Source organism: Marivivens donghaensis (assembly GCF_030410045.1).
Lineage (GTDB): Bacteria > Pseudomonadota > Alphaproteobacteria > Rhodobacterales > Rhodobacteraceae > Marivivens > Marivivens donghaensis.
In genome coordinates, this window is sequence record NZ_JAUFRA010000009.1 from 88,721 (window position 1) to 109,895 (window position 21,175).

19 protein-coding genes and 2 tRNA genes are annotated in these 21,175 nt (G+C 57.6%); 11 read left to right on the plus strand and 10 right to left on the minus strand.

Annotated elements, in window-relative coordinates; genetic code table 11:
- Positions 1 to 48: 48 nt before the first annotated feature.
- The 8 genes from QWY83_RS13660 (at position 49) to pgi (ending at position 7,768) form a co-directional block, all read left to right on the plus strand.
- Positions 49 to 1,098 (plus strand): cobalt-precorrin-5B (C(1))-methyltransferase, encoded by a 1,050-nt coding sequence (locus tag QWY83_RS13660; protein WP_249947129.1) that lies wholly within the window; start codon positions 49 to 51, stop codon positions 1,096 to 1,098.
- Positions 1,095 to 1,805, plus strand: a complete 711-nt coding sequence (locus tag QWY83_RS13665) for a cobalt-precorrin-6A reductase (protein WP_249947128.1) — start codon at positions 1,095 to 1,097, stop codon at positions 1,803 to 1,805. The genes QWY83_RS13660 and QWY83_RS13665 overlap by 4 nt, the downstream gene beginning before the upstream one ends.
- Positions 1,802 to 2,431: a DNA-3-methyladenine glycosylase family protein gene (locus QWY83_RS13670; RefSeq protein WP_249947127.1), complete on the plus strand. Its 630-nt coding sequence runs from the start codon at positions 1,802 to 1,804 to the stop codon at positions 2,429 to 2,431. Before QWY83_RS13665 ends, QWY83_RS13670 begins: the two co-directional genes overlap by 4 nt.
- Positions 2,428 to 3,093 carry an alpha/beta hydrolase gene (locus tag QWY83_RS13675; protein ID WP_105235135.1) on the plus strand — a complete coding sequence of 222 codons (666 nt, stop codon included), beginning with the start codon at positions 2,428 to 2,430 and terminating at the stop codon, positions 3,091 to 3,093. The genes QWY83_RS13670 and QWY83_RS13675 overlap by 4 nt, the downstream gene beginning before the upstream one ends.
- A gap of 190 nt (positions 3,094 to 3,283) precedes the next feature.
- Positions 3,284 to 3,868 (plus strand): HNH endonuclease, encoded by a 585-nt coding sequence (locus QWY83_RS13680; RefSeq protein WP_067547830.1) that lies wholly within the window; start codon positions 3,284 to 3,286, stop codon positions 3,866 to 3,868.
- Between the two features lie 124 nt (positions 3,869 to 3,992).
- Positions 3,993 to 5,447 (plus strand): glucose-6-phosphate dehydrogenase, encoded by a 1,455-nt coding sequence (zwf, locus tag QWY83_RS13685; protein ID WP_249947126.1) that lies wholly within the window; start codon positions 3,993 to 3,995, stop codon positions 5,445 to 5,447.
- Between the two features lie 48 nt (positions 5,448 to 5,495).
- Positions 5,496 to 6,167 (plus strand): 6-phosphogluconolactonase, encoded by a 672-nt coding sequence (gene pgl / locus QWY83_RS13690; protein WP_105235132.1) that lies wholly within the window; start codon positions 5,496 to 5,498, stop codon positions 6,165 to 6,167.
- Complete coding sequence (gene pgi, locus QWY83_RS13695) at positions 6,164 to 7,768, plus strand: glucose-6-phosphate isomerase (protein WP_435404536.1); 1,605 nt, start codon at positions 6,164 to 6,166, stop codon at positions 7,766 to 7,768. The genes pgl and pgi overlap by 4 nt, the downstream gene beginning before the upstream one ends.
- Before the next feature lie 57 nt (positions 7,769 to 7,825).
- Here the strand turns inward: pgi and QWY83_RS13700 are convergent, their stop codons facing one another.
- From QWY83_RS13700 to rocF, 8 genes are all read right to left on the minus strand, one after another.
- The gene (locus QWY83_RS13700) at positions 7,826 to 8,395 is read right to left on the minus strand and encodes a fasciclin domain-containing protein (RefSeq protein ID WP_249947125.1); all 570 of its coding nucleotides are present in this window, start codon (positions 8,393 to 8,395) and stop codon (positions 7,826 to 7,828) included.
- 325 nt (positions 8,396 to 8,720) lie between these two features.
- Positions 8,721 to 8,794: transfer RNA gene (locus QWY83_RS13705), tRNA-Gly, on the minus strand.
- Between the two features lie 49 nt (positions 8,795 to 8,843).
- Positions 8,844 to 10,883 carry an ASKHA domain-containing protein gene (locus QWY83_RS13710; protein ID WP_249947124.1) on the minus strand — a complete coding sequence of 680 codons (2,040 nt, stop codon included), beginning with the start codon at positions 10,881 to 10,883 and terminating at the stop codon, positions 8,844 to 8,846.
- Between the two features lie 102 nt (positions 10,884 to 10,985).
- On the minus strand, positions 10,986 to 11,840 hold the full coding sequence (gene gluQRS, locus QWY83_RS13715; protein WP_249947123.1) for a tRNA glutamyl-Q(34) synthetase GluQRS: 855 nt from the start codon (positions 11,838 to 11,840) through the stop codon (positions 10,986 to 10,988).
- Positions 11,840 to 13,183, minus strand: a complete 1,344-nt coding sequence (trmFO, locus tag QWY83_RS13720; protein WP_249947122.1) for a methylenetetrahydrofolate--tRNA-(uracil(54)-C(5))-methyltransferase (FADH(2)-oxidizing) TrmFO — start codon at positions 13,181 to 13,183, stop codon at positions 11,840 to 11,842. Before trmFO ends, gluQRS begins: the two co-directional genes overlap by 1 nt.
- A 60-nt stretch (positions 13,184 to 13,243) precedes the next feature.
- Positions 13,244 to 15,997 (minus strand): DNA gyrase subunit A, encoded by a 2,754-nt coding sequence (gene gyrA / locus QWY83_RS13725; RefSeq protein ID WP_249947121.1) that lies wholly within the window; start codon positions 15,995 to 15,997, stop codon positions 13,244 to 13,246.
- A gap of 115 nt (positions 15,998 to 16,112) precedes the next feature.
- The gene (gene ocd, locus QWY83_RS13730) at positions 16,113 to 17,156 is read right to left on the minus strand and encodes an ornithine cyclodeaminase (RefSeq protein ID WP_249947120.1); all 1,044 of its coding nucleotides are present in this window, start codon (positions 17,154 to 17,156) and stop codon (positions 16,113 to 16,115) included.
- Entirely contained in the window at positions 17,153 to 18,082 is a 930-nt protein-coding gene (rocF, locus tag QWY83_RS13735) for an arginase (RefSeq protein WP_249947119.1), read from the minus strand. Before rocF ends, ocd begins: the two co-directional genes overlap by 4 nt.
- Positions 18,083 to 18,168: 86 nt before the next feature.
- Between rocF and QWY83_RS13740 the strand changes: the two genes are divergently transcribed.
- Positions 18,169 to 18,600, plus strand: a complete 432-nt coding sequence (locus tag QWY83_RS13740) for an Lrp/AsnC family transcriptional regulator (RefSeq protein ID WP_249947118.1) — start codon at positions 18,169 to 18,171, stop codon at positions 18,598 to 18,600.
- Here QWY83_RS13740 and QWY83_RS13745 read toward each other — a convergent pair.
- Both QWY83_RS13745 and QWY83_RS13750 read right to left on the minus strand, forming a co-directional pair.
- Complete coding sequence (locus tag QWY83_RS13745; RefSeq protein ID WP_249947117.1) at positions 18,574 to 19,056, minus strand: disulfide bond formation protein B; 483 nt, start codon at positions 19,054 to 19,056, stop codon at positions 18,574 to 18,576. The two genes, QWY83_RS13740 and QWY83_RS13745, sit on opposite strands and share 27 nt — an antisense overlap.
- Positions 19,053 to 19,631, minus strand: a complete 579-nt coding sequence (locus QWY83_RS13750; protein ID WP_249947116.1) for a YqaA family protein — start codon at positions 19,629 to 19,631, stop codon at positions 19,053 to 19,055. The genes QWY83_RS13745 and QWY83_RS13750 overlap by 4 nt, the downstream gene beginning before the upstream one ends.
- A gap of 120 nt (positions 19,632 to 19,751) precedes the next feature.
- Between QWY83_RS13750 and ypfJ the strand changes: the two genes are divergently transcribed.
- Together ypfJ and QWY83_RS13760 are read left to right on the plus strand one after the other, a co-directional pair.
- The gene (gene ypfJ, locus QWY83_RS13755; RefSeq protein WP_249947115.1) at positions 19,752 to 20,585 is read left to right on the plus strand and encodes a KPN_02809 family neutral zinc metallopeptidase; all 834 of its coding nucleotides are present in this window, start codon (positions 19,752 to 19,754) and stop codon (positions 20,583 to 20,585) included.
- A gap of 42 nt (positions 20,586 to 20,627) precedes the next feature.
- Positions 20,628 to 20,712: transfer RNA gene (locus QWY83_RS13760), tRNA-Leu, on the plus strand.
- Positions 20,713 to 21,175: the final 463 nt, after the last annotated feature.

The window sequence follows — 21,175 nt, forward strand, 5'->3', positions numbered from 1 at the left end:
GCAGTTTGCTGGATTGGCGGCACGGATAACCCGTTCTATAGTCACGCCATGACGCGTAAACCTGACACTCCTTTGCGCCGTGGCTGGACCACGGGCGCTTGTGCCACCGCCGCCACCAAGGCGGCGTTGCTGCGTTTGTGGGGCGGGGCGTGGCCTGAAACGGTCTCAATCACTTTGCCCAAGGGCGAAACACCTGTGTTCGAACTGGCCTATATGGACGCGGGCGAGGGCTATGCCGAAGCTGGAATCATCAAAGATGCAGGCGACGACCCTGACGTGACCCACGGTGCCTTGATCCGTGCGCGGGTCGAACGGTCGACGGGGGGCGTCACGTTCCATGCGGGCGTCGGTGTCGGGATGGTGACAAAAGCGGGATTGCCGATCCCTGTGGGTGAGCCTGCTATCAACCCCGTGCCGCGTGGCTTAATGGATGAGGTTGTCGCGGAATTGGCCAGCGAATTTGGCCAATCCCCCGATATTGCGATCACGATCACCGTGCCCAACGGGGCAGAGCTTGCGCAGAAAACATGGAACCCGCGTTTGGGGATCAAGGGTGGTTTGTCGATCCTTGGTACGACAGGCGTGGTGCGTCCGTTCTCTTGTGCGGCGTGGATCGCGTCGATCCACCGTGGGGTCGATGTGGCGCGGGCAGGGAACACGACCCATGTTGCGGGCTGCACAGGTGCGACGTCAGAGCGGATCGTGCAGGGGCTCTATGGTCTGCCCGATCACGCGATGCTCGACATGGGGGATTTCGCGGGTGGTCTGCTGAAATACATGCGTCAACATCCCGTGCCGCGCCTGACGATCGGTGGCGGCATCGGTAAGCTGGCAAAGCTGGCGCAGGGGGCGATGGACCTCCATTCTGGGCGGTCGCAGGTGGATTTCGACATGCTTGCCGATTGGATGGGTCACGACAGGTTGCGCGGTGCGAATACCGTCCTTGAGGCTTATGAGATTTGCGGCGCGCCTCTGGCCGACCTTATTGCCGTCAAAGCCCGTGAACAGGCGTTGTCGGTGGTGCGCGATGCGGGTATCGACATCGACGTTGTGGTCATCGACCGCGCAGGCAAGATTTTGACGAGGACAGGCGCGTGATCCTTTTATTGGCTGGTACGACAGAAGCCCGCAAAATGGCATGGCTGCTCCATGACTACGGGATCAAAGCGGTTGCCTCTCTAGCAGGTGAAACCGCATCCCCCACGGCCTATCCGATCGCAACCCGTATCGGTGGGTTCGGCGGTGAGGATGGCTTTATCCAGTATCTCGACGAGAACGGTATCACCGCGGTCATCGACGCCACGCACCCCTTTGCCACTGCGATCACCGAACGAACGGCGCGTGTCTGTGCCCAGCGCGGATTGCCCTATATCCAACTGATCCGCGCCGAGTGGGAGCCTGAGCCAGAGGATAAATGGATCATGGTTCCCGACATGGCGAGCGTGTCTGCTGTCGTCCCCGATGGCACGCGTGTCTTTGCTGCCGTGGGTCGCAAAGGTGCGGCAGAGTTGAACCTACCGAATTGTCACCTCGTGATCCGCACCGTTGATCCGCAGCCTGCTGAAGATGGCGTGACCTATATCACGGGCCGTCCGCCATTCCCCGAGGCGGATGAGGTGGATCTGCTCAAACAGCATGAGATCGACATCGTAGTTGCCAAAAACGCAGGCGGCATGACCGAAGGCAAACTCCTCGCTGCGCGGCAATTGGGAATACCTGTTGTCATGGTTCAGCGCCCGCCGATGGCGGATGCCTTGCGGCGTGAACGGGTTCAAGATGTCTTGGACTGGGTCATGGACCTATGATCGGGCGGATCATCGAAACCGATGATTGCATCCTCGAAGGGATCGCGTGGTTGTCAGCCGCCCATCCCGAATTCAAAGCTGCCTATGAACTGACTGGACCATTGCCTCTGCGTCGTACCAATGACGGGTTTGATCGGCTTTTGTCTGCGATTGTCAGCCAGCAGGTAAGCGTCGCAGCCGCCAGTGCGATCTGGTCACGGGTTGAGGCGGCGGGCATGACTGACCCAGAGAATGTCCTAAACGCCACTGAGGACGACCTTCGCGCCTTGGGCATGAGTCGCCAAAAAGTGCGTTATGCAAAGGCACTTGCGGGGGCTGGAATTGACTTTAACAATTTGCGGCAACTCCCTGATTTAGAAATCATTAAGGAGTTGACAGCTGTCAACGGAATAGGTGTTTGGACGGCTGAGATTTACGCAATGTTCGCGTTGGGTCGGGCGGATGTATTCGCCCCCGGTGATCTGGCTCTGCAAGAGGCCGCGCGGATGTTGTTCAACCTCGACGCCCGACCGACAGAGCGGGCACTGCGGAAAATGGCCGAAGACTGGAGCCCGTGGCGTGCCGTTGCGGCTCGGCTCTTGTGGGCCTACTACAAGGTAGCGAAAGACAGGGAAGGTATCCTATGACACGTGCTCTTCAGGCGGACCGGCGCGAACCGGTATCGGGCGATCTGCGCTCAGCTGTTGTGTTCCTGCATGGCTACGGTGCCAATGGGGCCGACCTTTTGGGGCTGGCTGATGTGCTGGGCGAACACCTTCCCGACACGATGTTCATTGCCCCCGATGCGCCCGAAGCTTGCGCAGGTGCGCCGATGGGGTTCCAGTGGTTCCCGATCCCGTGGATCGACGGGTCGAGCGAAGAGGAATCGCGTCAGGGTCTTGATCGTGCGTCTGACGATCTGAACGCGTTCTTGGACGGTGTGATGGTTGATTACGATCTTCTGCCTGAACAGGTTATGATCTTTGGCTTTTCCCAAGGCACGATGATGTCGCTGCACGTGGCACCTCGTCGTGAAGATGCCGTCGCGGGGATCTGTGCGTTCTCGGGTCGTCTGCTCGAACCAGAGTTGCTCGCCGACGAACTGTCCTGCCGCCCGCCAGTTCTATTGGTCCATGGCGACCAAGACGATGTCGTCCCCGTGCAATCGCTGCCCCAAGCCGCAGAGGCGCTTCAGGCCGCTGGATGGAAAGAGGTCTATGCGCACATCATGAAGGGCACAGGCCACGGCATCGCGCCTGATGGACTTTCGGTCGCCCTCGCGTTCATGCGTGAGCGGTTGGGCTACTGATCAAAGTCAGGGCAAATTGCCTAAAGTCGCGTCACTCGGCTGTTACATCCCTGCGGTTATCTGCGGGCACGCGTTGACGATATCGTGAGGCTTGATCCGTTTGGGCTACGATATATAGTTAATGCTATGCTGGGGCGGGTTGCTCCCGCTCTGGTGCCTAGAGCAGACAGAGTAGTGGAGATATGCTCCGATGGATGGCGATTTTAGGATAAATTTTGTTAGAGATCAGGCTGGGCCGCGGTCGCATCCCGCGCTCGTGCTGAACGCGGACTATCGACCGTTGTCGTATTACCCGCTTTCGCTTTGGCCTTGGCAAGAAGCGGTCAAGGCGGTCTTTCTCGATAGGGTGGATATCGTTGCCACCTACGATGAAGTGGTCCGCAGCCCATCGACAGAGTTCTTGATCCCGTCGGTTGTCGTCCTCAAAGATTATGTCAAACCTCAAAAGCGCGTGGCCTTCACGCGCTTTAATCTTTTCTTGAGGGACGAATTTCAGTGCCAATACTGCGGTGGGCATGGTGATCTAACGTTCGACCATGTCGTGCCACGGGCGCGGGGCGGGATCACCAGTTGGGAAAATGTGGTGGCGGCTTGTTCGCCCTGTAACCTCGCCAAAGGGTCAAAAAGCCTTCGGCAGGCGGGGATGCATCTGCGTAAACCGCCACGCCAGCCCAGCGCCGAGGAATTGCGAAACCTTGGGCGCAAATTCCGACCGAACCACCTGCATGAAAGCTGGTTGGATTACCTCTATTGGGACACCGAATTGGACGCATAAGCCGAGGAAGGTTTCATTTCCGTGCTAAGCCGCTAGACTTTATCCGTAGAGAATTGTAAGTCGCGAGCGTTAACGCTAACATAGCTAGCGTGATGTGATCTACGAGAGAGAAGCGGAGAACAGCATGGTATCGCGTGTCATTCCGGTCGAACCCTTCGACCTAGTGATTTTTGGGGGCACGGGCGATCTGGCCCGCCGTAAAATCCTGCCTGGCTTGTTCCGCCGTTATCTGTCGGGGCAAATGACCCCTGAATCGCGGATCATTGGTGCTGCGCGCTCTGAGATGGATGCCGAAGGGTTCCGCCAGCTTGTGGCAGACGCGATCCAAGAATTCGGCGGTGCCGAGAAGTCTGAAAAGAAAGCGATCGCAGAGTTCCTTGCGCGTCTCGACTATGTTGCGATTGATGCCAAAGGCGAGGGCGGTTGGGCGCAGCTTGCTGGTCTGATGCGGGACGGCGTTGTGCGCGCGTTCTATTTCTCTGTCGCACCGAGCCTGTTTGGCGATCTCGCAGAACGTCTGCACCTGCATGGCATTGCAAACCGCGAAAGCCGTATCGTTGTTGAGAAACCGTTCGGTCGCGATCTGGCGTCTGCCAAGGCGTTGAACGCGGTTCTTGCGACGCATTTCGACGAAACACAGATTTACCGCATCGACCACTATCTGGGCAAAGAAACCGTTCAGAACCTCATGGCTGTCCGCTTTGGTAACGTGCTGTTTGAGCCGCTGTGGAACAACCACTACGTCGATCACATCCAGATCACCGTGGCGGAAACCGTGGGTGTTGGCGGGCGCGGTGCATACTACGATAAATCGGGTGCAATGCGCGATATGGTGCAAAACCACCTGATGCAGCTTTTGTGCCTGATCGCGATGGAACCACCGAGCAAGTTTGAGGCCGATGAGGTCCGCAACGAAAAGCTCAAGGTTATCCGTGCCTTGCAGAACGTGGATCACCACCACATTGTGCGCGGTCAGTATGATGCCGATGGCAGCAGCCCGTCCTATCGTGACGACGCGGAAAACCCGCGTTCGTTCACCGAGAGCTTTATCGCGATGCGCTGCCATATCAACAACTGGCGTTGGGCTGGCGTGCCGTTCTACCTGCGCACTGGTAAAAAGATGAAAGCGCGGTCGTCCGAGATCGCCGTGGTGTTCAAAGACCTTGGTCACTCGATTTTTGAAGGGGACGAAGCGCGTCACCGCAACATCCTCGCCATCCGTTTGCAGCCGAACGAAGGCATCGACCTGCAAGTGACGATCAAGGAACCGGGTCCGGGGGGTATGCGTCTGATCGACGTGCCGCTGGATATGACGTTCTCTGAGGCCCTAGGTGATGATGCAGAGGATGTGACCGATGCTTACGAGCGTCTGATCATGGACGTGATCCGTGGCAACCAGACCCTGTTCATGCGTGGCGACGAGGTCGAGGCGGCTTGGGCTTGGACTGATCCGTTGATCAATGATTGGGAACGTCGCAACGATGTGCCTAAGCTTTACGATCAAGGCTCTGCTGGTCCAGATGATGCCCTCATGCTGATGCATCGTGACGGTCGTCGCTGGCGCGATATCAAAGGTTAAGCAAACGACGGCGGGCTGGTCCCGCCGTTGATCTGAAAGGACAAAACGATGGATTTCATCGAATACGCCGACGCGGAACTTATGATGATGAATCTGGCGGATAAGATCGCCAGCGAATTACGCGAAACGCTCCAGCATGATGAGTTTGCGACCTTGGCTGTTCCGGGTGGCACGACCCCTGGTCCGATTTTTGACTCGCTTTGTGCGGTTGATCTGGATTGGGCGCGGGTCAATGTGATGCTGACCGATGAACGCTGGGTGCCTGAAACCTCTGAACGGTCGAATACCCGCTTGATCAAGGAACGCCTGCTGATCAATCACGCTGCCGCCGCGACTTACCTGCCGTTGTTCAAAGAAGGCGGTTCGGCTGAGGAAAAACTGCCCGAATTGTCGGCTGTGATCGCGCCAAAGCTGCCGATTTCGGTCTGTGTGTTGGGTATGGGCGCGGACATGCATACGGCGTCGATCTTCCCTGAGGCGGATCGTCTGGCGGATGCGCTGCATGGCACCGATATCCTTTATCCGATGCGGGCACCCGGTGCGCCTGAGCCGCGGATCACACTCTCTGCGCATGTCCTGAAAGACGCAATGCGCCGTCATATCGTAATCAAAGGTGCCGACAAACGTGAGGCACTGGAAAAGGCTCGTCATCTGAGCGCGGATGACGCCCCTGTCGCCGCTGTTCTGTCGGGCGCAACTGTTCACTGGGCTGAAGCATGACCATTTTTGACGACCTGAAATCCCACTACGCGTCTATCAAAGACCGCCGTATCGAGAGCATGTTGGACGCACGTCGCGCCGATGATTTCTCGTCGCAGGCAGGGGATATGCTGTTCGATTACTCGAAGACCAATATCGACACCGATGCGCGGGACATGCTGATCGGTCTGTTGGAGACAACAGGCGTTGCCGCACGGCGCGATGCGATGTTTGCAGGCGAAAAGATCAACGAGACCGAAGGGCGCGCGGTGCTGCATACGGCGCTGCGGAACCTCGACGGTGGTGCGGTGAAGGTCGATGGCGAGGATGTGATCCCCGCCGTTCGCGACACACTCGCACGGATGGAGGCATTTGCGTCAGATGTCCGCGAAGGCCGTTACACAGGGCAGGGTGGCAAGATCACGGATGTGATCAACATCGGCATCGGTGGATCTGACTTGGGCCCTGCGATGGCGTATCGTGCGCTGGCGCCTTACGCTGATGGCCCGCGGTGCCATTTCGTATCGAACGTTGACCCTGCGGATATTGCGCAAATTCTGCGGTCTTGCGATCCCGCGACGACATTGGTGATCGTCGCGTCCAAGACCTTTACCACGATTGAAACCATGACCAACGCCCGCACTGCAAAGGCGTGGATGAGCGAACAGGTCACGGACCCTGCGGCGCAATTCGCGGCTCTGTCAACGGCGATGGATAAGACAGCGGCCTTTGGCATTCCTGCGTCCCGCGTGTTTGGGTTCGAGGATTGGGTCGGTGGTCGTTATTCCATGTGGGGGCCGATTGGCCTGTCGCTGATGATCGCCATTGGCGCGGATGCGTTCCGGGCGTTCTTGCGCGGTGGTCAGGCGATGGACACCCACTTCCGCGCTGCAAAGTGGGAAGAAAACCTGCCTGCATTGCTGGCTCTGGTTGGGATTTGGCACAATCAGATTTGCGGGTTCGCAACCCGTGCAGTGCTGCCCTATGACAACAACCTTGCGCGTCTGCCTGCCTACCTCCAGCAGCTCGAGATGGAGAGCAACGGCAAAGGCGTCAGCATGGATGGCGCTGACCTGCCGTTTGAAAGCGGTCCTGTTGTTTGGGGTGAGCCCGGCACCAACGGTCAGCACGCGTTCTATCAGTTGATCCACCAAGGCACGCGGGTGATCCCCTGCGAATTCCTCGTTGCTGCGACGGGTCATGATGAAGGGCTGCACCATCAGCACCAGTTGTTGGTGGCGAATTGTCTTGCCCAGTCTGAGGCCCTGATGAAGGGTCGGACGCTGGATGAGGCGCGCGCAAAGAACGCGGATAAATTCGAGGGCGCAGAACTGGAACGCCAAGCGGCCCACCGTGTGTTTACGGGGAACCGCCCGTCCGTGACGATTGCCTATCCAAAGCTGGATCCATTCATGCTCGGCCAGATTATCGCGCTGTATGAACACCGCGTGTTTGTTGAAGGCGTGGTTCTGGGCATCAACTCTTACGACCAGTGGGGAGTTGAGTTGGGTAAGGAGCTTGCCACCGCGCTTCAGCCGATTGTGGAGGGCAAAGCGGATGCCACGTCCAAAGATGGATCGACGGCGCAGCTCGTTGGGTTCTTGCGGACCAACGGCCTATAATAAAAAGGGCCGCTGCGACCTTAATCGCAGCGGCCCCATCGTAGTCCCTGGGAGGGATTACATTGCAGGCAGCATCACCGCGTCGATCACGTGGATCACGCCGTTCGACTGCTTCACATCCGCAATCGTGACAGTCGCAACGTTGCCGTTTTCATCGGTCAACGACATGACGCCGTCAGCGTAGCTTGCCTTGAGAACGCAACCGCCGAGGGTCGGCACGTCATGCACGCCGCCGTCATCGTCGATCATGCCCATCATTGCGTCCGACATGACTTCTTTGCCGACCACATGGCAGGTCAGGATTTTTACCAGCTGATCTTTGTTTTCAGGCTGGAGGAGCGTTTCAACAGTGCCCTCTGGCAGGGCGGCGAAGGCGTCATTCACTGGTGCAAATACGGTGAACGGGCCGTCACCTGCGAGGGTATCAACGAGGCCTGCAGCCTGAACTGCAGCAACTAGCGTGGTGTGATCCGCCGAGTTCACCGCGTTTTCTACGATGTTCATAGTCGGGAACATTTCAGCGCCACCCACCATCGGGTTCGCAGCCGAATGGCCATCAGCAAAGCTAGCAATAGGAGCAGCGAAAAGCGTTGCGGTGAGTGCGGTTACAGAAAGAATGTTTTTCATGATGTCCTCTACATCGGGGTTAAGATGTGAGGGATACGGGGCGGAGGCGGTTTTGGTTCTCGCGTTTTGTTCACAAGTACTAAACATAAACGTGTGTGATTTGTGTTTGCTAAAACCAAAGGGCGACCTACCGGCCGCCCTTTTAAATTCCGTATGTGTGATGTGGATTACATCAGTTGCAGCAGCAAGTAGGGCAACCCAAGCATCCCTGCGGTGGTCAGCACAATTGACAGAAACAGGCCTTTAAACATCGTCATCCTCCATAGTGTTTGGAGGGAGATAGGGGGTTAAAATCCCTATTCAAGATACGAAATTAAAGAGAATTTGGAGCGGGTAGCGGGAATCGAACCCGCACGTTCAGCTTGGGAAGCTGACAGGCTACCACTACATCATACCCGCAGCCCTGCGCGACGAAGTAGTCGCGAGGTCAGCCAGCGTCAAGGGGCATTTAGCCCCTCCGACGACGGCGTCCGCCAGCCTCTCCGCCACTGCTGGCCGTGTTAAAGGACACGTCGGGCAGGTCGACAATCGACAGCAAGTTCGGGAACGGATCCGTCGCGTGCGGGATTGCGTTCGCGTTGACGAAGTGTTCTTGGAACTTTGGCTCGATCGCGGTTTCGATCTTGGTGATCTCGCGCACGGTGTGTTCGATGCTGGACCGCGCAGCCTTGGAACAAAGCGCGATACGTGCACCTGTGCCAGCGGCGTTGCCAGCGGAGGACACTTTATCCAGCGGCACGTCAGGGATCATGCCAAGAACCATCGCGTGTTTCGCACTGATATGCGCACCAAAGGCACCAGCGAGCACCACACGATCCACGGTATCGACGCCCATTTCATCCATCAGCAACCGTGCTCCCGCATAGAGCGCGGATTTGGCGAGCTGGATGGCGCGGATGTCGCCTTGGGTCACGGTGATGCGCGGGCCGCCGTCGGCGCTGGCGTCATGGATCAGGTAGCTGTTGGTGCGGCCCGTGGCCTCGCAGCGTGGGGTTCCTGTCTGTTCTGCGCTGCCGATCAGACCTTTGGGGTCCAAGAGGCCCGCGATGCGGAGTTCAGCGACGGCCTCAATGATACCCGAGCCACAGATGCCCGTGATGCCAGAGCCAGCGGTCGCCTCGGCAAAGCCTTCCTCGTCCGACCAGAGGTCGCAGCCGATGACACGGAAGCGGGGCTCTTTGGTGACGGGGTCAATTTCGATCCGTTCGATAGCACCCGGCGCTGCGCGTTGACCGCTGCTGATCTGTGCGCCCTCAAATGCGGGGCCAGTGGGCGACGAACAGGCGAGAACCCGTTCGGTATTGCCAAGAAGGATTTCCGCGTTGGTGCCCACGTCGACGATGAGCGCGAGGTCTTTGGACTTTTGCGGTTCCTCAGACAAGGCGACCGCGGCGCAGTCCGCACCGACGTGGCCAGCGATACATGGCAGGATGTAAACGCGGCCTGCAGCATTTAACGCCGTAAGGTCCAGATCGCGGGCGTCGAGTGTCATGCTCTCTGCCGTAGCGAGGGCGAAGGGCGCCTGACCCAGTTCAACAGGATCGATGCCCAGCAAGAGGTGGTGCATTACGGGGTTACAAACGAACACGGTTTCCATGATCCGCGCCGCGTCAATCTGCGCCTCAGATGCGAGTTCGGAGGCCAGCGTATTGATCGCCTCACGTACGACGGTCGTCATTTCCACATCGCCGCCCTTGTTCATCATCGAATAGGACACGCGGGACATGAGGTCTTCGCCAAAGCGGATTTGCGGGTTCATGATGCCCGACGATCCGATCACAGCACCTGTTTTCAGGTCGCACAAATGCGCCGCGATGGTGGTCGAACCGAGGTCGATGGCGAGGCCAAAGATCGGCGTTTCATCAAAGCCCGGGAAGATATCGATAAGGCGATGTTTGCCACCGTGGTGATCGCGGTTCAGGGCAACGGTTGCCTTGAACGCGCCTTTGCGCAGGACGGGCTGAAGTTTGCGCAACACGCTGAGGGGGGCCGAGATACCGTCGATGTCCCATTGTTCGCGCAGCGCGGTTTCCAGACGTTCGAGGTCGCCCGACGGGTCGTGCATATCTGCTTCGGCCACTTCGACGTAGTAAAGCGCGGTTGCGGGGTCCATCACGATGTCACGGTCGGTGGCGGCTTTGCGCACGACCTGACGGTGGACTTGGCTCTCTGGTGGGACGTCGATGACCACATCAGACTGGATGCAGGCCTGACAGCCCAAGCGACGACCCGTTTTCAGGCCGCGCACACGGTCGTAGCGCTCTTCGACCGCGTTGAATTCGGTGAGCGCATCATCCGCGACGGTCACGCCATGTTTCGAAAACTCGCCATAGGACGGTTGGATTTGGCATTTAGAGCAAATGCCACGGCCACCGCAGACAGAGTCCAGATCAACACCCAACTGACGTGCAGCCGTCAGAACGGGGGTGCCGACCGGAAAACGGCCGCGTTTGCCAGAGGGTGTGAAAATCACAAGAGGATCGGTCATGGTGTGGTCCTGTTCGCTATCGCAAAAGGTATAGCCCGATTGGGTCCAGTAAAAAGCCGGATCGCGTCATTTGGCGCACCGGAAACGGCATTTGTCCAAAGGTCAAAGCCCAACCATCGCACGGATATCGTCGGGCGTCGCACCTTCGGCACGGAATTTCGAAATTGCCTTAGCGTCTGTGCGTTTGGCGAGGCGTTTGCCATCGGCGTCACGGATCAGATCGTGGTGATGATAGAGCGGGGTGGGCAGGTCCAGAAGGGCTTGGAGCAGGCGGTGAATAACGGTCGCTTCAATGAGGTCTGCACCGCGCACGGCTTCGGTCACGTTTTGGGCGGCGTCATCGACAACGACGGACAGGTGGTAAGCCGCCATGCCTGTGTCTTTGCGAAAAAGGACGATATCGCCCACGTTTTCGATAAGGTGTTGTGCGGAAAGTGCGTGATTACCGGTCTCGAACGGACCTGTTTCGGTGTAAAACAGGTGCGATACGTCGCCGAGGTGGGCAATCGCGGCCGCCATGTTCAGGCGGATCGCGTCGTTTGAGGATGCCTCGGACATGGATTTGGAGCGACAGGTGCCCGGATAGACGATGCCGTCAGGTCCTATTGGCACGCCTTCTTGCGGGGCGGAAAAGGCGGATTGGATGTCCTTGCGGGTGCAAGAACAGGGATACAGCAGTCCTAGGTTTTGAAGGCGGTCACGGGCCGCATCGTATAGGGGGATGCGATCCGTCACTCGCGCAATCGGTTCGGGCCACGAGAGGCCAAGCCAGTGCAGGTCCTCATAGATCAAAGCCTCCCATTCGGGACGGCAGCGAGTGGTGTCGCCATCCTCGATCCGAAGGAGAAATTGCCCGCCGTTGGCCTGCGCGCGGTCCCACGCGATCAGCGCAGAAAAGGCGTGACCCAGATGCAGCGGACCTGTTGGGCTCGGTGCGAAGCGGGTCACGTAGTTCATTAGCTTTGCGCCGCAAGCCATTGATTGAAATCTTCTTTGGCGCGATCCGTGTAGCCTTTGTAGCGCTCTTTGCGACCCTTACGGCCACCGCGCATCCCGTCGAGCGGCGGGAACAGGCCGAAGTTCACGTTCATCGGCTGGAAGGTTTTTGCCTCGGCCCCGCCAGAGATATGGGTCACAAGTGCCCCCATCGCAGTTGTGTTCGGGATTGGATCGACGCTGCGGCCTTGGATTTCGGCAGCGGCCAAACGGCCCGCCAAAAGACCCATCGCGGCGCTTTCAACGTAGCCTTCAACGCCCGTGATTTGACCCGCGAAACGGATGTTCGGTCGGGATTTCAAGCGCATTTCAGCATCAAGAAGCGTGGGCGAGTTGATAAAGGTATTACGGTGAATACCCCCAAGTCGCGCGAATTCAGCATTCTCCAGACCGGGGATCATGGTAAACACTTCTTTTTGCGCGCCGTATTTCATTTTGGTCTGGAAGCCGACGATATTATACAACGTTCCCAATGCGTTATCGCGGCGAAGTTGAACCACGGCATAGGGTTTGTTGTCCGGGTCGTTGGCGTTGGTGAGGCCCACGGGCTTCATCGGACCAAAGCGGAGGGTTTCACGACCACGTTCCGCCATCACCTCAATCGGGAGGCAGCCGTCGAAATAACCCGCGGTTTCGCCTTCGTGGAATTCGGTTTTATCCGCGGCCAAAAGCGCGTCGATGAAGGCCTCATATTGGTCTTTGGTCATCGGGCAATTGAGGTAGGCGGTGCGCTCTTCCTCGGTTTCGCCTTTGTCGTAGCGGGACTGCATCCATGCCACATCCATATTCACGCTGTCGAAATAGACGATGGGCGCGATGGCATCAAAGAAGGCGAGCGCTTCAGCGCCTGTCTCTGCCTGAATGGCTTTGCCTAGGCCCTCGGACGTGAGCGGGCCTGTTGCGATGATCCAATGACCGTCGGAAGGAAGCTCTGTAATCTCTTCATAAGACACAGAAATATTCGGGTGCGCCATCAGTGCGGCAGTCACGCTTTCGGCAAAGGGATCACGGTCAACGGCCAGCGCGCCGCCTGCAGGGAGACGGTGTTTCGCGGCCATTTCCATAATGATCCCGCCCGCCTGACGCATTTCCCAATGCAAAAGACCCACGGCGTTTTGTTCGTGATCATCTGAACGGAACGAGTTCGAACAGACCATCTCGGCGAGGTTGCCCGTGCGATGCGCAAAGGTTTCGACCTTGGGACGCATTTCGTGGATAACCACTTGAACGCCTGCGTTTGCAGCCTGCCAAGCAGCCTCTGATCCGGCCATTCCGCCGCCGATAATATGAAGTGTCTGTGTCATGGTCGGGGATTTAGCTGTGGTGGGGGCAAAAGAAAAGGGCCGCGAGATGCGGCCCTGTCCTTATTCTTCGGTTGCCGGTGTTTCGGCTTCGCCCGTATCTGGGGCTTCTTCTTCGGCCTCTTCGATGCGGGCCACGGAAACGACCGTTTCGTCGGCTCGGGTGTTGAACACCTTTACGCCGCCAGCAGAACGTGAGCGGAAGCTGATGCCCTCGACAGGGACGCGGATCGATTGGCCAGTCGAGGTGACGAGCATGATCTGGTTGTCCATGTCGATTGGGAAGCAGGACACAATCTCGCCGCCGCGCATCTGTTTTTCAAACGCTGTGACACCCATGCCGCCACGTCCGCGCACAGGGTAATCGTGGGACGAGGTGATCTTACCAATGCCTTTGGCGGTGATGGTCAGGATCAGGTTTTCTGCCGCCGACATCTCTGCATAGCGTTCGGTGGACAGTTCGCCTGCTGGAACGTCATCCTCATCCGTCGCGTCATCCTCTGTCACGCCAGCCATAGCGCGGCGCATTTTGAGGTAAGCGGCGCGTTCTTGCGGATCAGCCTCAAAGTGGCGGATGACCGACATCGACACTACACGATCGTCGCCATTCAGACGAATACCGCGTACACCAGTGGAGGCACGCGAGTTAAACACGCGAACGTCCGTCGATGGGAAGCGGATCGCACGGCCAGAGTTGGTGACGAGCATAACGTCGTCATCCTCAGATGCGATGCGTGCGTTCACCAGTTCAACGCCATCAGGCAGTTTCATTGCGATTTTACCGTTACGCATAACGTTGGTGAAATCGGAGAGACGGTTACGGCGCACATCACCTGCGGAGGTCGCAAAGACGATTTGCAGGTTGTCCCATTCTTCATCCGGACGGTCGACGGGCATGATCGCCGCGATCGAGACGCCTTGCGGAATTGGCAGAATGTTGATGATCGCTTTGCCCTTGGCAGTGCGGCCACCTGCGGGCAGGCGCCACGTCTTGAGCTTGTAGACCATACCATCGGTCGTGAAGAACAAGAGCTGCGTGTGGGTGTTGGCCACAAAGAGGGTGGTGACCACGTCCTCTTCTTTGGTTTGCATACCCGACAGGCCTTTGCCGCCGCGACGCTGCGACCGGAATTCGGCGAGAGGGGTGCGTTTGATGTAGCCACCCGAAGTTACGGTCACGACCATATCCTCGCGTTCGATCAGATCCTCGTCGTCCATATCGGCGGCCCATTCGACGATCTCTGTGCGGCGCGGAACCGCAAAGAGTTCACGCACTTCGCGTAGTTCGTCGGAAATGATGCCCATGATCCGTTCGCGAGAGGCGAGGATTTCGAGGTATTCTTTGATCTTCTTCGCCAGCTCTTGCAGTTCGTCGGTGACCTCTTGGACACCGATTTGTGTCAGACGCTGGAGACGCAGTTCGAGGATTGCACGGGCCTGAGCCTCGGAGAGGTTATAGGTGCCGTCGTCGTTCACAGGGTGAAGCGGATCGTCGATCAGTTTCAGGTATTCGATGATCGAGCCAGCGGGCCAGCGACGAGTCATCAGTTTTTCGCGTGCATCCGCTGCGTCAGCAGAGGCGCGGATGGTTGCAACAACTTCGTCTACGTTGGTCACGGCAACTGCCAGACCACAGAGGATGTGCGAACGGTCACGTGCCTTGCGCAGTTCAAATGCGGTGCGGCGGGCGACGACTTCTTCGCGGAAGGTCACGAAGGCCGAAAGGAAGCCGTAAAGCGTCAGGGTTTCAGGCTTACCACCGTTCAGCGCGAGCATGTTGCAGCCAAAGCTGACTTGCATCGGGGTGAAGCGGAACAGCTGGTTCAGCACGACCTCGGCAGTGGCATCGCGTTTGAGTTCGACAACAACGCGAACGCCGTTACGGTCGGATTCGTCCTGAACGTGGGCGATGCCTTCGATCTTTTTGTCGCGGGCACACTCGGCGATCTTTTCGATCATCGACGCTTTGTTCACCTGATAGGGGATTTCGTCGACGACGATGGCCCAACGATCTTTGCGGATTTCTTCGACGTGGGTTTTGGCGCGGAGCACAACAGAACCACGCCCCTCAAGATACGCTTTGCGCGCACCAGAGCGGCCCATCATGACGCCGCCCGTAGGGAAGTCAGGACCCGGAACGTATTCGATCAGGTCAGCCGACGACAAATCGGGATTGTCGATCAGAGCAAGGGTGGCATCCACAACTTCGCCAAGGTTATGCGGCGGAATGTTGGTCGCCATACCCACCGCGATACCGCCCGCGCCGTTGACCAGCATGTTCGGGAAGCGCGACGGAAGAACGGTCGGCTCTTTATCTTTGCCGTCGTAGTTGTCGACAAAATCAACGGTGTCTTTGTCGATGTCAGCCAGCATATAGGCAGCTGGTTTATCCATGCGCACTTCGGTGTAGCGCATCGCCGCGGCACGGTCGCCGTCCATCGAACCAAAGTTACCCTGACCATCGAGCAAGGGCAGCGACATAGAGAAGTCCTGCGCCATGCGGACCAAGGCGTCATAGATCGCAGAGTCGCCGTGCGGGTGATATTTACCCATCACATCGCCCACTGGACGCGCCGATTTGCGGTAGGGTTTATCGTGCCCGTTGTTGGTCTCGTGCATCGCGAAAAGGATGCGACGGTGCACGGGTTTTAGACCGTCCCGAAGGTCGGGAATGGCACGGCTCACGATCACGCTCATCGCGTAATCGAGATACGAGGTCTTCATCTCGTCGATGATAGAAATCTGCGGTCCGTCGTGGTGCATACGCACGATCGCGGTTTCTTCTTCGTTTTCAGGGGTTTCCGGAGTATCGGTCACGTTGTCCGCCTGTCTGCCTGTTGGCTTCTATATCTTGTTTGGGTTCTTATACCGCAGTCAGGATATAGGGTGCAATGGCGGAAGGCGGAAAACGTCACCTGATTGGAAATACGGCCTATTTTGCCCGTTGTAGCATACCGAAAAGGTCGCGGGGATCGTCAGGGTCGGCCAACATATCGATGTTCGTATAATAAGGCGTTCCTGCGATAGCGCGGTGGACGTAACGCAGGGCGCTGAAATCCTCGATCGCAAAGCCGACGCTGTCAAATAACGTGATTTGATCGGCGCTGGTGCGGCCTGCCGCGGTCCCTGACATGACTTTCCAGAGTTCGGTCACGGGGTGATCCGCGTCGAGTTGCTGAATTTCGCCTTCGACCCGTGTTTGCGGCGGGTATTCCACAAAGATCGATGACCGATGCAGGATCGCGGAAGCCAATTCCGTCTTGCCGGGGCAATCGCCGCCGATGGCGTTGATGTGCACACCTGGGCCGACCATGTTGTCCGACAGGATCGTCGCGTATTGTTTGTCCGCGGTGCAGGTCGTCAGGATCTGTGCGCCCTCAATCGCCGCTTCGGCGCTGGTGCAAGGCGTCACGTTGAGGCCCGACGCCGCGAGGTTACGGGCGCATTTGGCGGTGGCGTTCGCGTCTTTGTCATAGAGACGCACGTCGGTGATGCCGCAGATTGCCTTGAATGCGATGCACTGAAATTCCGACTGCGCACCATTGCCGATCATGGCCATCGTCGTCGCACCTTTGGGCGCGAGGTGTTTGGCGGCGAGGGCTGACATTGCTGCCGTCCGTAGCGCGGTGAGCAAAGTCATTTCAGTGAGTAAAACTGGATAACCTGTCGCCACATCGGCCAAGATACCAAAGGCGGTGACCGTTTGGAGGCCTTCGCTCGTGTTCTTTGGGTGGCCGTTGACGTATTTGAACCCGTAATTTTCGTGGTCAGCGGCGGGCATGAGTTCAATCACACCAACATCAGAGTGGGACGCCACGCGCGGGGTTTTGTCGAATTCTTCCCAACGTTTGAAATCGCTTTCGATCTCGTCCGCGAGGTCACGCAGGATAGTCTCGAGGCCGATATGATGGACCAGTCCCATCATGTGGTCGACGGAGACAAACGGCACGAGGGCTTTGTCAGAGGGAAGGGTCATGCATAGCTCCGTGTAGGTCGGTCAAAGACGCGGCGACCAAGGAGAGAGGCCGTCAGGTCCACCATGAGGGACGCGGTTTTGCCGCGATCGTCGAGGAATGGGTTGAGTTCAACGAGGTCAAGCGAACAGACCGCGCCGCTGTCGCAGAGCATCTCCATCACGAGGTGCGCTTCGCGGACGGTTGCGCCGCCGGGGACGGTTGTGCCGACTGCAGGGGCGACCGAAGGGTCAAGGAAATCAACGTCGAGCGAAACGTGAAGGATGCCGTTCGCGGCTGCGACCTTATCAAGGAAAGATTGCAGCGGTTTGACGATGCCGACCTCGTCGATGGTGCGCATATCAACCAGCGTCGCGTCCGTGTCCGAGAGTGCATCATGTTCGGCAGGATCAACGGACCGCAGGCCAATCATGCAAAGGCGATCTGCGGGAATGGGAGCGGCAAGCGGCGGGAAATCTTCAAAGCCCTCACGGCCCGACACATAGCCCAACGGAGTGCCGTGTAGGTTGCCCGTCGTTGTGGTGTTGGGCGTGTGGTAATCGGTATGCGCGTCGAGCCAGAGCACGAAAAGAGGGCGCCCAATCTCCTGCGCATACTCCGCCATGCCCGCAACAGAACCGAGCGACAGCGCGTGGTCGCCACCTAAAAACACAGGCATCCCGTTTGGCGCATGGTCAACTGCCGCTTTGGCCAAGGTCCGTGTCCAGCCGACCGTTTCGTCGAGCTTGTAAACCTCGGGGTTTGAATGCGCGGGCAGGGGTCGCGTATCGGGCGTCAGGTTCCCGATGTCTGTCACGCTATGGCCGAGTTCAGTGATCGCTTCGGCAATGCCAGCGGTGCGAAAGGCGTCAGGCCCCATAAGGCAACCCCGACGGCGTTTGCCGCAGTCGACTGGTGCCCCGATTAAGATAAGGTGTTTCTGTGTCATAGGCCAAATATCCTTGCGAAATGGGGATGACAGAAGCGATCAAAATGTGCGAAATGAGCCAGCACTGATCAAATTGGAAAGCTAAGATGGACGAACTGGATCAACGCCTCATTGTCGCATTGAAACGTGACGCGCGTGCGAGCCTGTCCGAACTGGCTGCTGATTTGAACGTCACGCGCACGACGATCCGGTCACGGCTCGCGCGGCTTCAGGACAGCGGGGAAATCGTAGGCTTTACCGTGTTGACCCGCAACGACGTAGCGAAGAGCCCTGTGCGTGGTTTGATGATGTTAGAGATTGAGGGGCGCGGGACAGAGCGGATCATGTCCCGACTTTCTGCCATGCCAGAGGTAATGGCGGTTCATTCAACCAACGGTCAGTGGGATCTTATCGCTGAGATCGGGACGATGACCCTCGAAAAATTCGACGAAGTGCTGTTTGCCATTCGCCGTTTGGACGGGATCACGAGCAGTGAAACGAACCTACTGCTTTCAACCCGCCGTGGGGCGCGACGCTAGGACTGCTTTGATCCAGATGACCGCGAGGATGAAGGAAATAATCGCGTTCCAGCCTGGCATTGAAATACCCAAAAGCTCCCAGCTGATCTGATCGCACATCACGAGCTTTGGCCCGCTATCAACCGCGAGAAGGTCGTTGACGTTCATGCCTGAAAGGCCAGACCCCGTGCAAGAGGCTGGGCCATCCCAGTATTTGTGCTCAACGCCGAAGTGGTAAACGCCAATTGCACCAGTCGTCAGCGCGGCGAGTGCACCGAGTCCCGGCAAGAGGCGACCTTGGATCATCAGTGCGAGAAGGCCGATAACAACAGCAGCCGCATGGGGCCAACGTTGCCAGATGCACATTGCGCATGGCGGCAGGGCCATCAGCCGTTGAAACACGACCATCGCACCAAAGAGCATCGCGGCCGAACCGCCAGCCGCCAAAAGAACGTAGGTTTTGCGCGATGTGGTCATAGGTATTTCACCAGATAGAAGCCGCCGAACAAAAGAACGCAGCAGATTGCAAAGACGAGGCCGAGGCGTTTTTCGATAAAGTCACGGATCGGTTCGCCGAATTTCCACAACAGGCCTGCAACGATAAAGAAGCGCAGCGCGCGTGCCACGATGGCCGAGAGGATAAACGGGATCAGTGCGAATTGCAGCACGCCCGACGCGATTGTGATGACCTTGAACGGGAAGGGGGTCACACCTGCGACGAGGACGGCCCAGATACCAAAGCTGTCGAACTTGGCCTTGAACACTTCAAACTCGGCGCCTTTGCCGTAGAAATCGAGGATCGGTTTGCCGATGACGTCAAAGAGGCCGTAGCCGATATAATAGCCGAGCAGTGCACCAAGGACCGAGGCAATGGTCGCAACAGCTGCAATAAGGAACGCGCGGTTCGGGCGCGCCATGATCATCGGGATCATCAGGACATCTGGCGGAATTGGAAAAACGGACGATTCAATGAACGAAAGAAACGCTAGAACCCAGAGTGCATGCGGGTGATCCGCCAGCGACATGGTCCAAGAATAAAGTTTGCGAAGCATATGCGCCGTGCCTGTGTTGTTTTGCGCTTTAGGCCATGCAGGACCATCGGCGTCAAGCTTGCAGACGAACACGTTTTTGTTCAGAAACGCATGAGTTGAGTTGCGACAGGCGGGTGCATCATGAAATGGCAAGGACGGCGACAGAGTAAGAACATTGTTGATCGGCGTCGCGGCGGAGCCACGGGTGCCGTCGGTGGTGTGGGGGTTGTCGTGGTTCTATTGATCGGATGGGCGCTGGGTGTGGATGTCACGCCGCTCTTGTCAGAGCTCGAAGGGCAGGGTGGGACAACACAACTTTCGGCCGCCGATGAACGTGCGGCTGAGTTTGTTGCCGTGGCTCTTGCGGACACCGAAGAGATTTGGGCCGATATTTTGCCCGATCAGGCAGGGCAACAGTATGCAGAACCTGCCTTGGTTCTGTTTTCGGGCGCAACGCAGTCTGCTTGTGGTGGGGCTTCGGCGGCGACGGGGCCGTTTTATTGTCCCGCGGACAAACAGATTTATCTCGATACGGATTTCTTTGTGACGATGGAGCGGCAGTTGGGCGCGGGCGGTGATTTCGCTGCTGCCTATGTCGTCGCGCACGAGGTCGCACATTCTGTCCAGGATCAGCTAGGCATCTTGGGCGAAGCAAATCGAGTTCGTGCGCAGGTGAGCGAGGCGCAAAGCAATGCCATCTCTGTTCGGATTGAGCTTCAAGCGGATTGCTATTCGGGGATCTGGGCGCGTGCCGCGTCTCGAACATTGGGTACCGTTGAACGGGGTGATTTGGATGAGGCACTGAATGCGGCGCGGCAAATCGGCGACGATACATTGCAGCGCAATGCAGGGCGGAGCGTGCAGCCGCATACCTTTACGCACGGGACGTCGGATCAACGCGAACGTTGGTTCGAAAAGGGGTATCAGAGCGGCGACATGCGCCAATGCGATACATTTTCAGTTCAGCGACTTTGAGCGTTGACGACCCTGAAACAGCAGGATAAACGACCGCCACTGGCCGGTGTGGCGGAATGGTAGACGCAGGGGATTCAAAATCCCCCGACCCTAGGTCGTAAGAGTTCGAGTCTCTTCACCGGCACCAGTATTCTCTTAACAACACGATCTACCTTGCACCTGATGCGCTGTCGCGCGGCGGGTTCTTTTGTGCCGTTTGGCATGGTGTTTGCATCCGCTCTGACCACTTACGAATCAAATTCACCAAAGGGTGATTTTTTATATCCTTTCGAGAAGCTTTTTGGCCTCGATTCTTCAAAATATGCCGCCAATTAGAGCAAAATGTTCAAAATGTTTCTGTTTGGGAAACGAAGGGGCGACTTTGTCAGGATTTTTTTCGTGCTCAAATGAGGAAACTTTGTGTCGGGTTGGTTGATCACCAAGTCGAACCAATTTTCCACTATAGCGTTAGTTGGCTGGGCACCTTCTGATTTAAAATAAAGGAAAAATTCAGAATTTGGATTTTGGCGCTGTTGCGGTGAGATAAACAATAGCGTGTTTTTATGCGGCATCTTTCACGCATAAGGACGCAGAAACGCCACAGGTCTTTC

Coding starts and splice junctions, on each gene's coding strand:
- rocF (WP_249947119.1), bottom strand. CDS start 18,082: ATGACACAGAAACACCTTATCTTAATCGGGGCACCAGTCGACTGCGGC.
- gluQRS (WP_249947123.1), bottom strand. CDS start 11,840: ATGAACTACGTGACCCGCTTCGCACCGAGCCCAACAGGTCCGCTGCAT.
- QWY83_RS13745 (WP_249947117.1), bottom strand. CDS start 19,056: ATGACCACATCGCGCAAAACCTACGTTCTTTTGGCGGCTGGCGGTTCG.
- QWY83_RS13670 (WP_249947127.1), top strand. CDS start 1,802: ATGATCGGGCGGATCATCGAAACCGATGATTGCATCCTCGAAGGGATC.
- QWY83_RS13680 (WP_067547830.1), top strand. CDS start 3,284: ATGGATGGCGATTTTAGGATAAATTTTGTTAGAGATCAGGCTGGGCCG.
- trmFO (WP_249947122.1), bottom strand. CDS start 13,183: ATGACACAGACACTTCATATTATCGGCGGCGGAATGGCCGGATCAGAG.
- pgi (WP_435404536.1), top strand. CDS start 6,164: ATGACCATTTTTGACGACCTGAAATCCCACTACGCGTCTATCAAAGAC.
- QWY83_RS13750 (WP_249947116.1), bottom strand. CDS start 19,631: ATGCTTCGCAAACTTTATTCTTGGACCATGTCGCTGGCGGATCACCCG.
- ypfJ (WP_249947115.1), top strand. CDS start 19,752: ATGAAATGGCAAGGACGGCGACAGAGTAAGAACATTGTTGATCGGCGT.
- QWY83_RS13660 (WP_249947129.1), top strand. CDS start 49: ATGACGCGTAAACCTGACACTCCTTTGCGCCGTGGCTGGACCACGGGC.
- zwf (WP_249947126.1), top strand. CDS start 3,993: ATGGTATCGCGTGTCATTCCGGTCGAACCCTTCGACCTAGTGATTTTT.
- QWY83_RS13675 (WP_105235135.1), top strand. CDS start 2,428: ATGACACGTGCTCTTCAGGCGGACCGGCGCGAACCGGTATCGGGCGAT.
- pgl (WP_105235132.1), top strand. CDS start 5,496: ATGGATTTCATCGAATACGCCGACGCGGAACTTATGATGATGAATCTG.
- QWY83_RS13710 (WP_249947124.1), bottom strand. CDS start 10,883: ATGACCGATCCTCTTGTGATTTTCACACCCTCTGGCAAACGCGGCCGT.
- ocd (WP_249947120.1), bottom strand. CDS start 17,156: ATGACCCTTCCCTCTGACAAAGCCCTCGTGCCGTTTGTCTCCGTCGAC.
- QWY83_RS13740 (WP_249947118.1), top strand. CDS start 18,169: ATGGACGAACTGGATCAACGCCTCATTGTCGCATTGAAACGTGACGCG.
- QWY83_RS13700 (WP_249947125.1), bottom strand. CDS start 8,395: ATGAAAAACATTCTTTCTGTAACCGCACTCACCGCAACGCTTTTCGCT.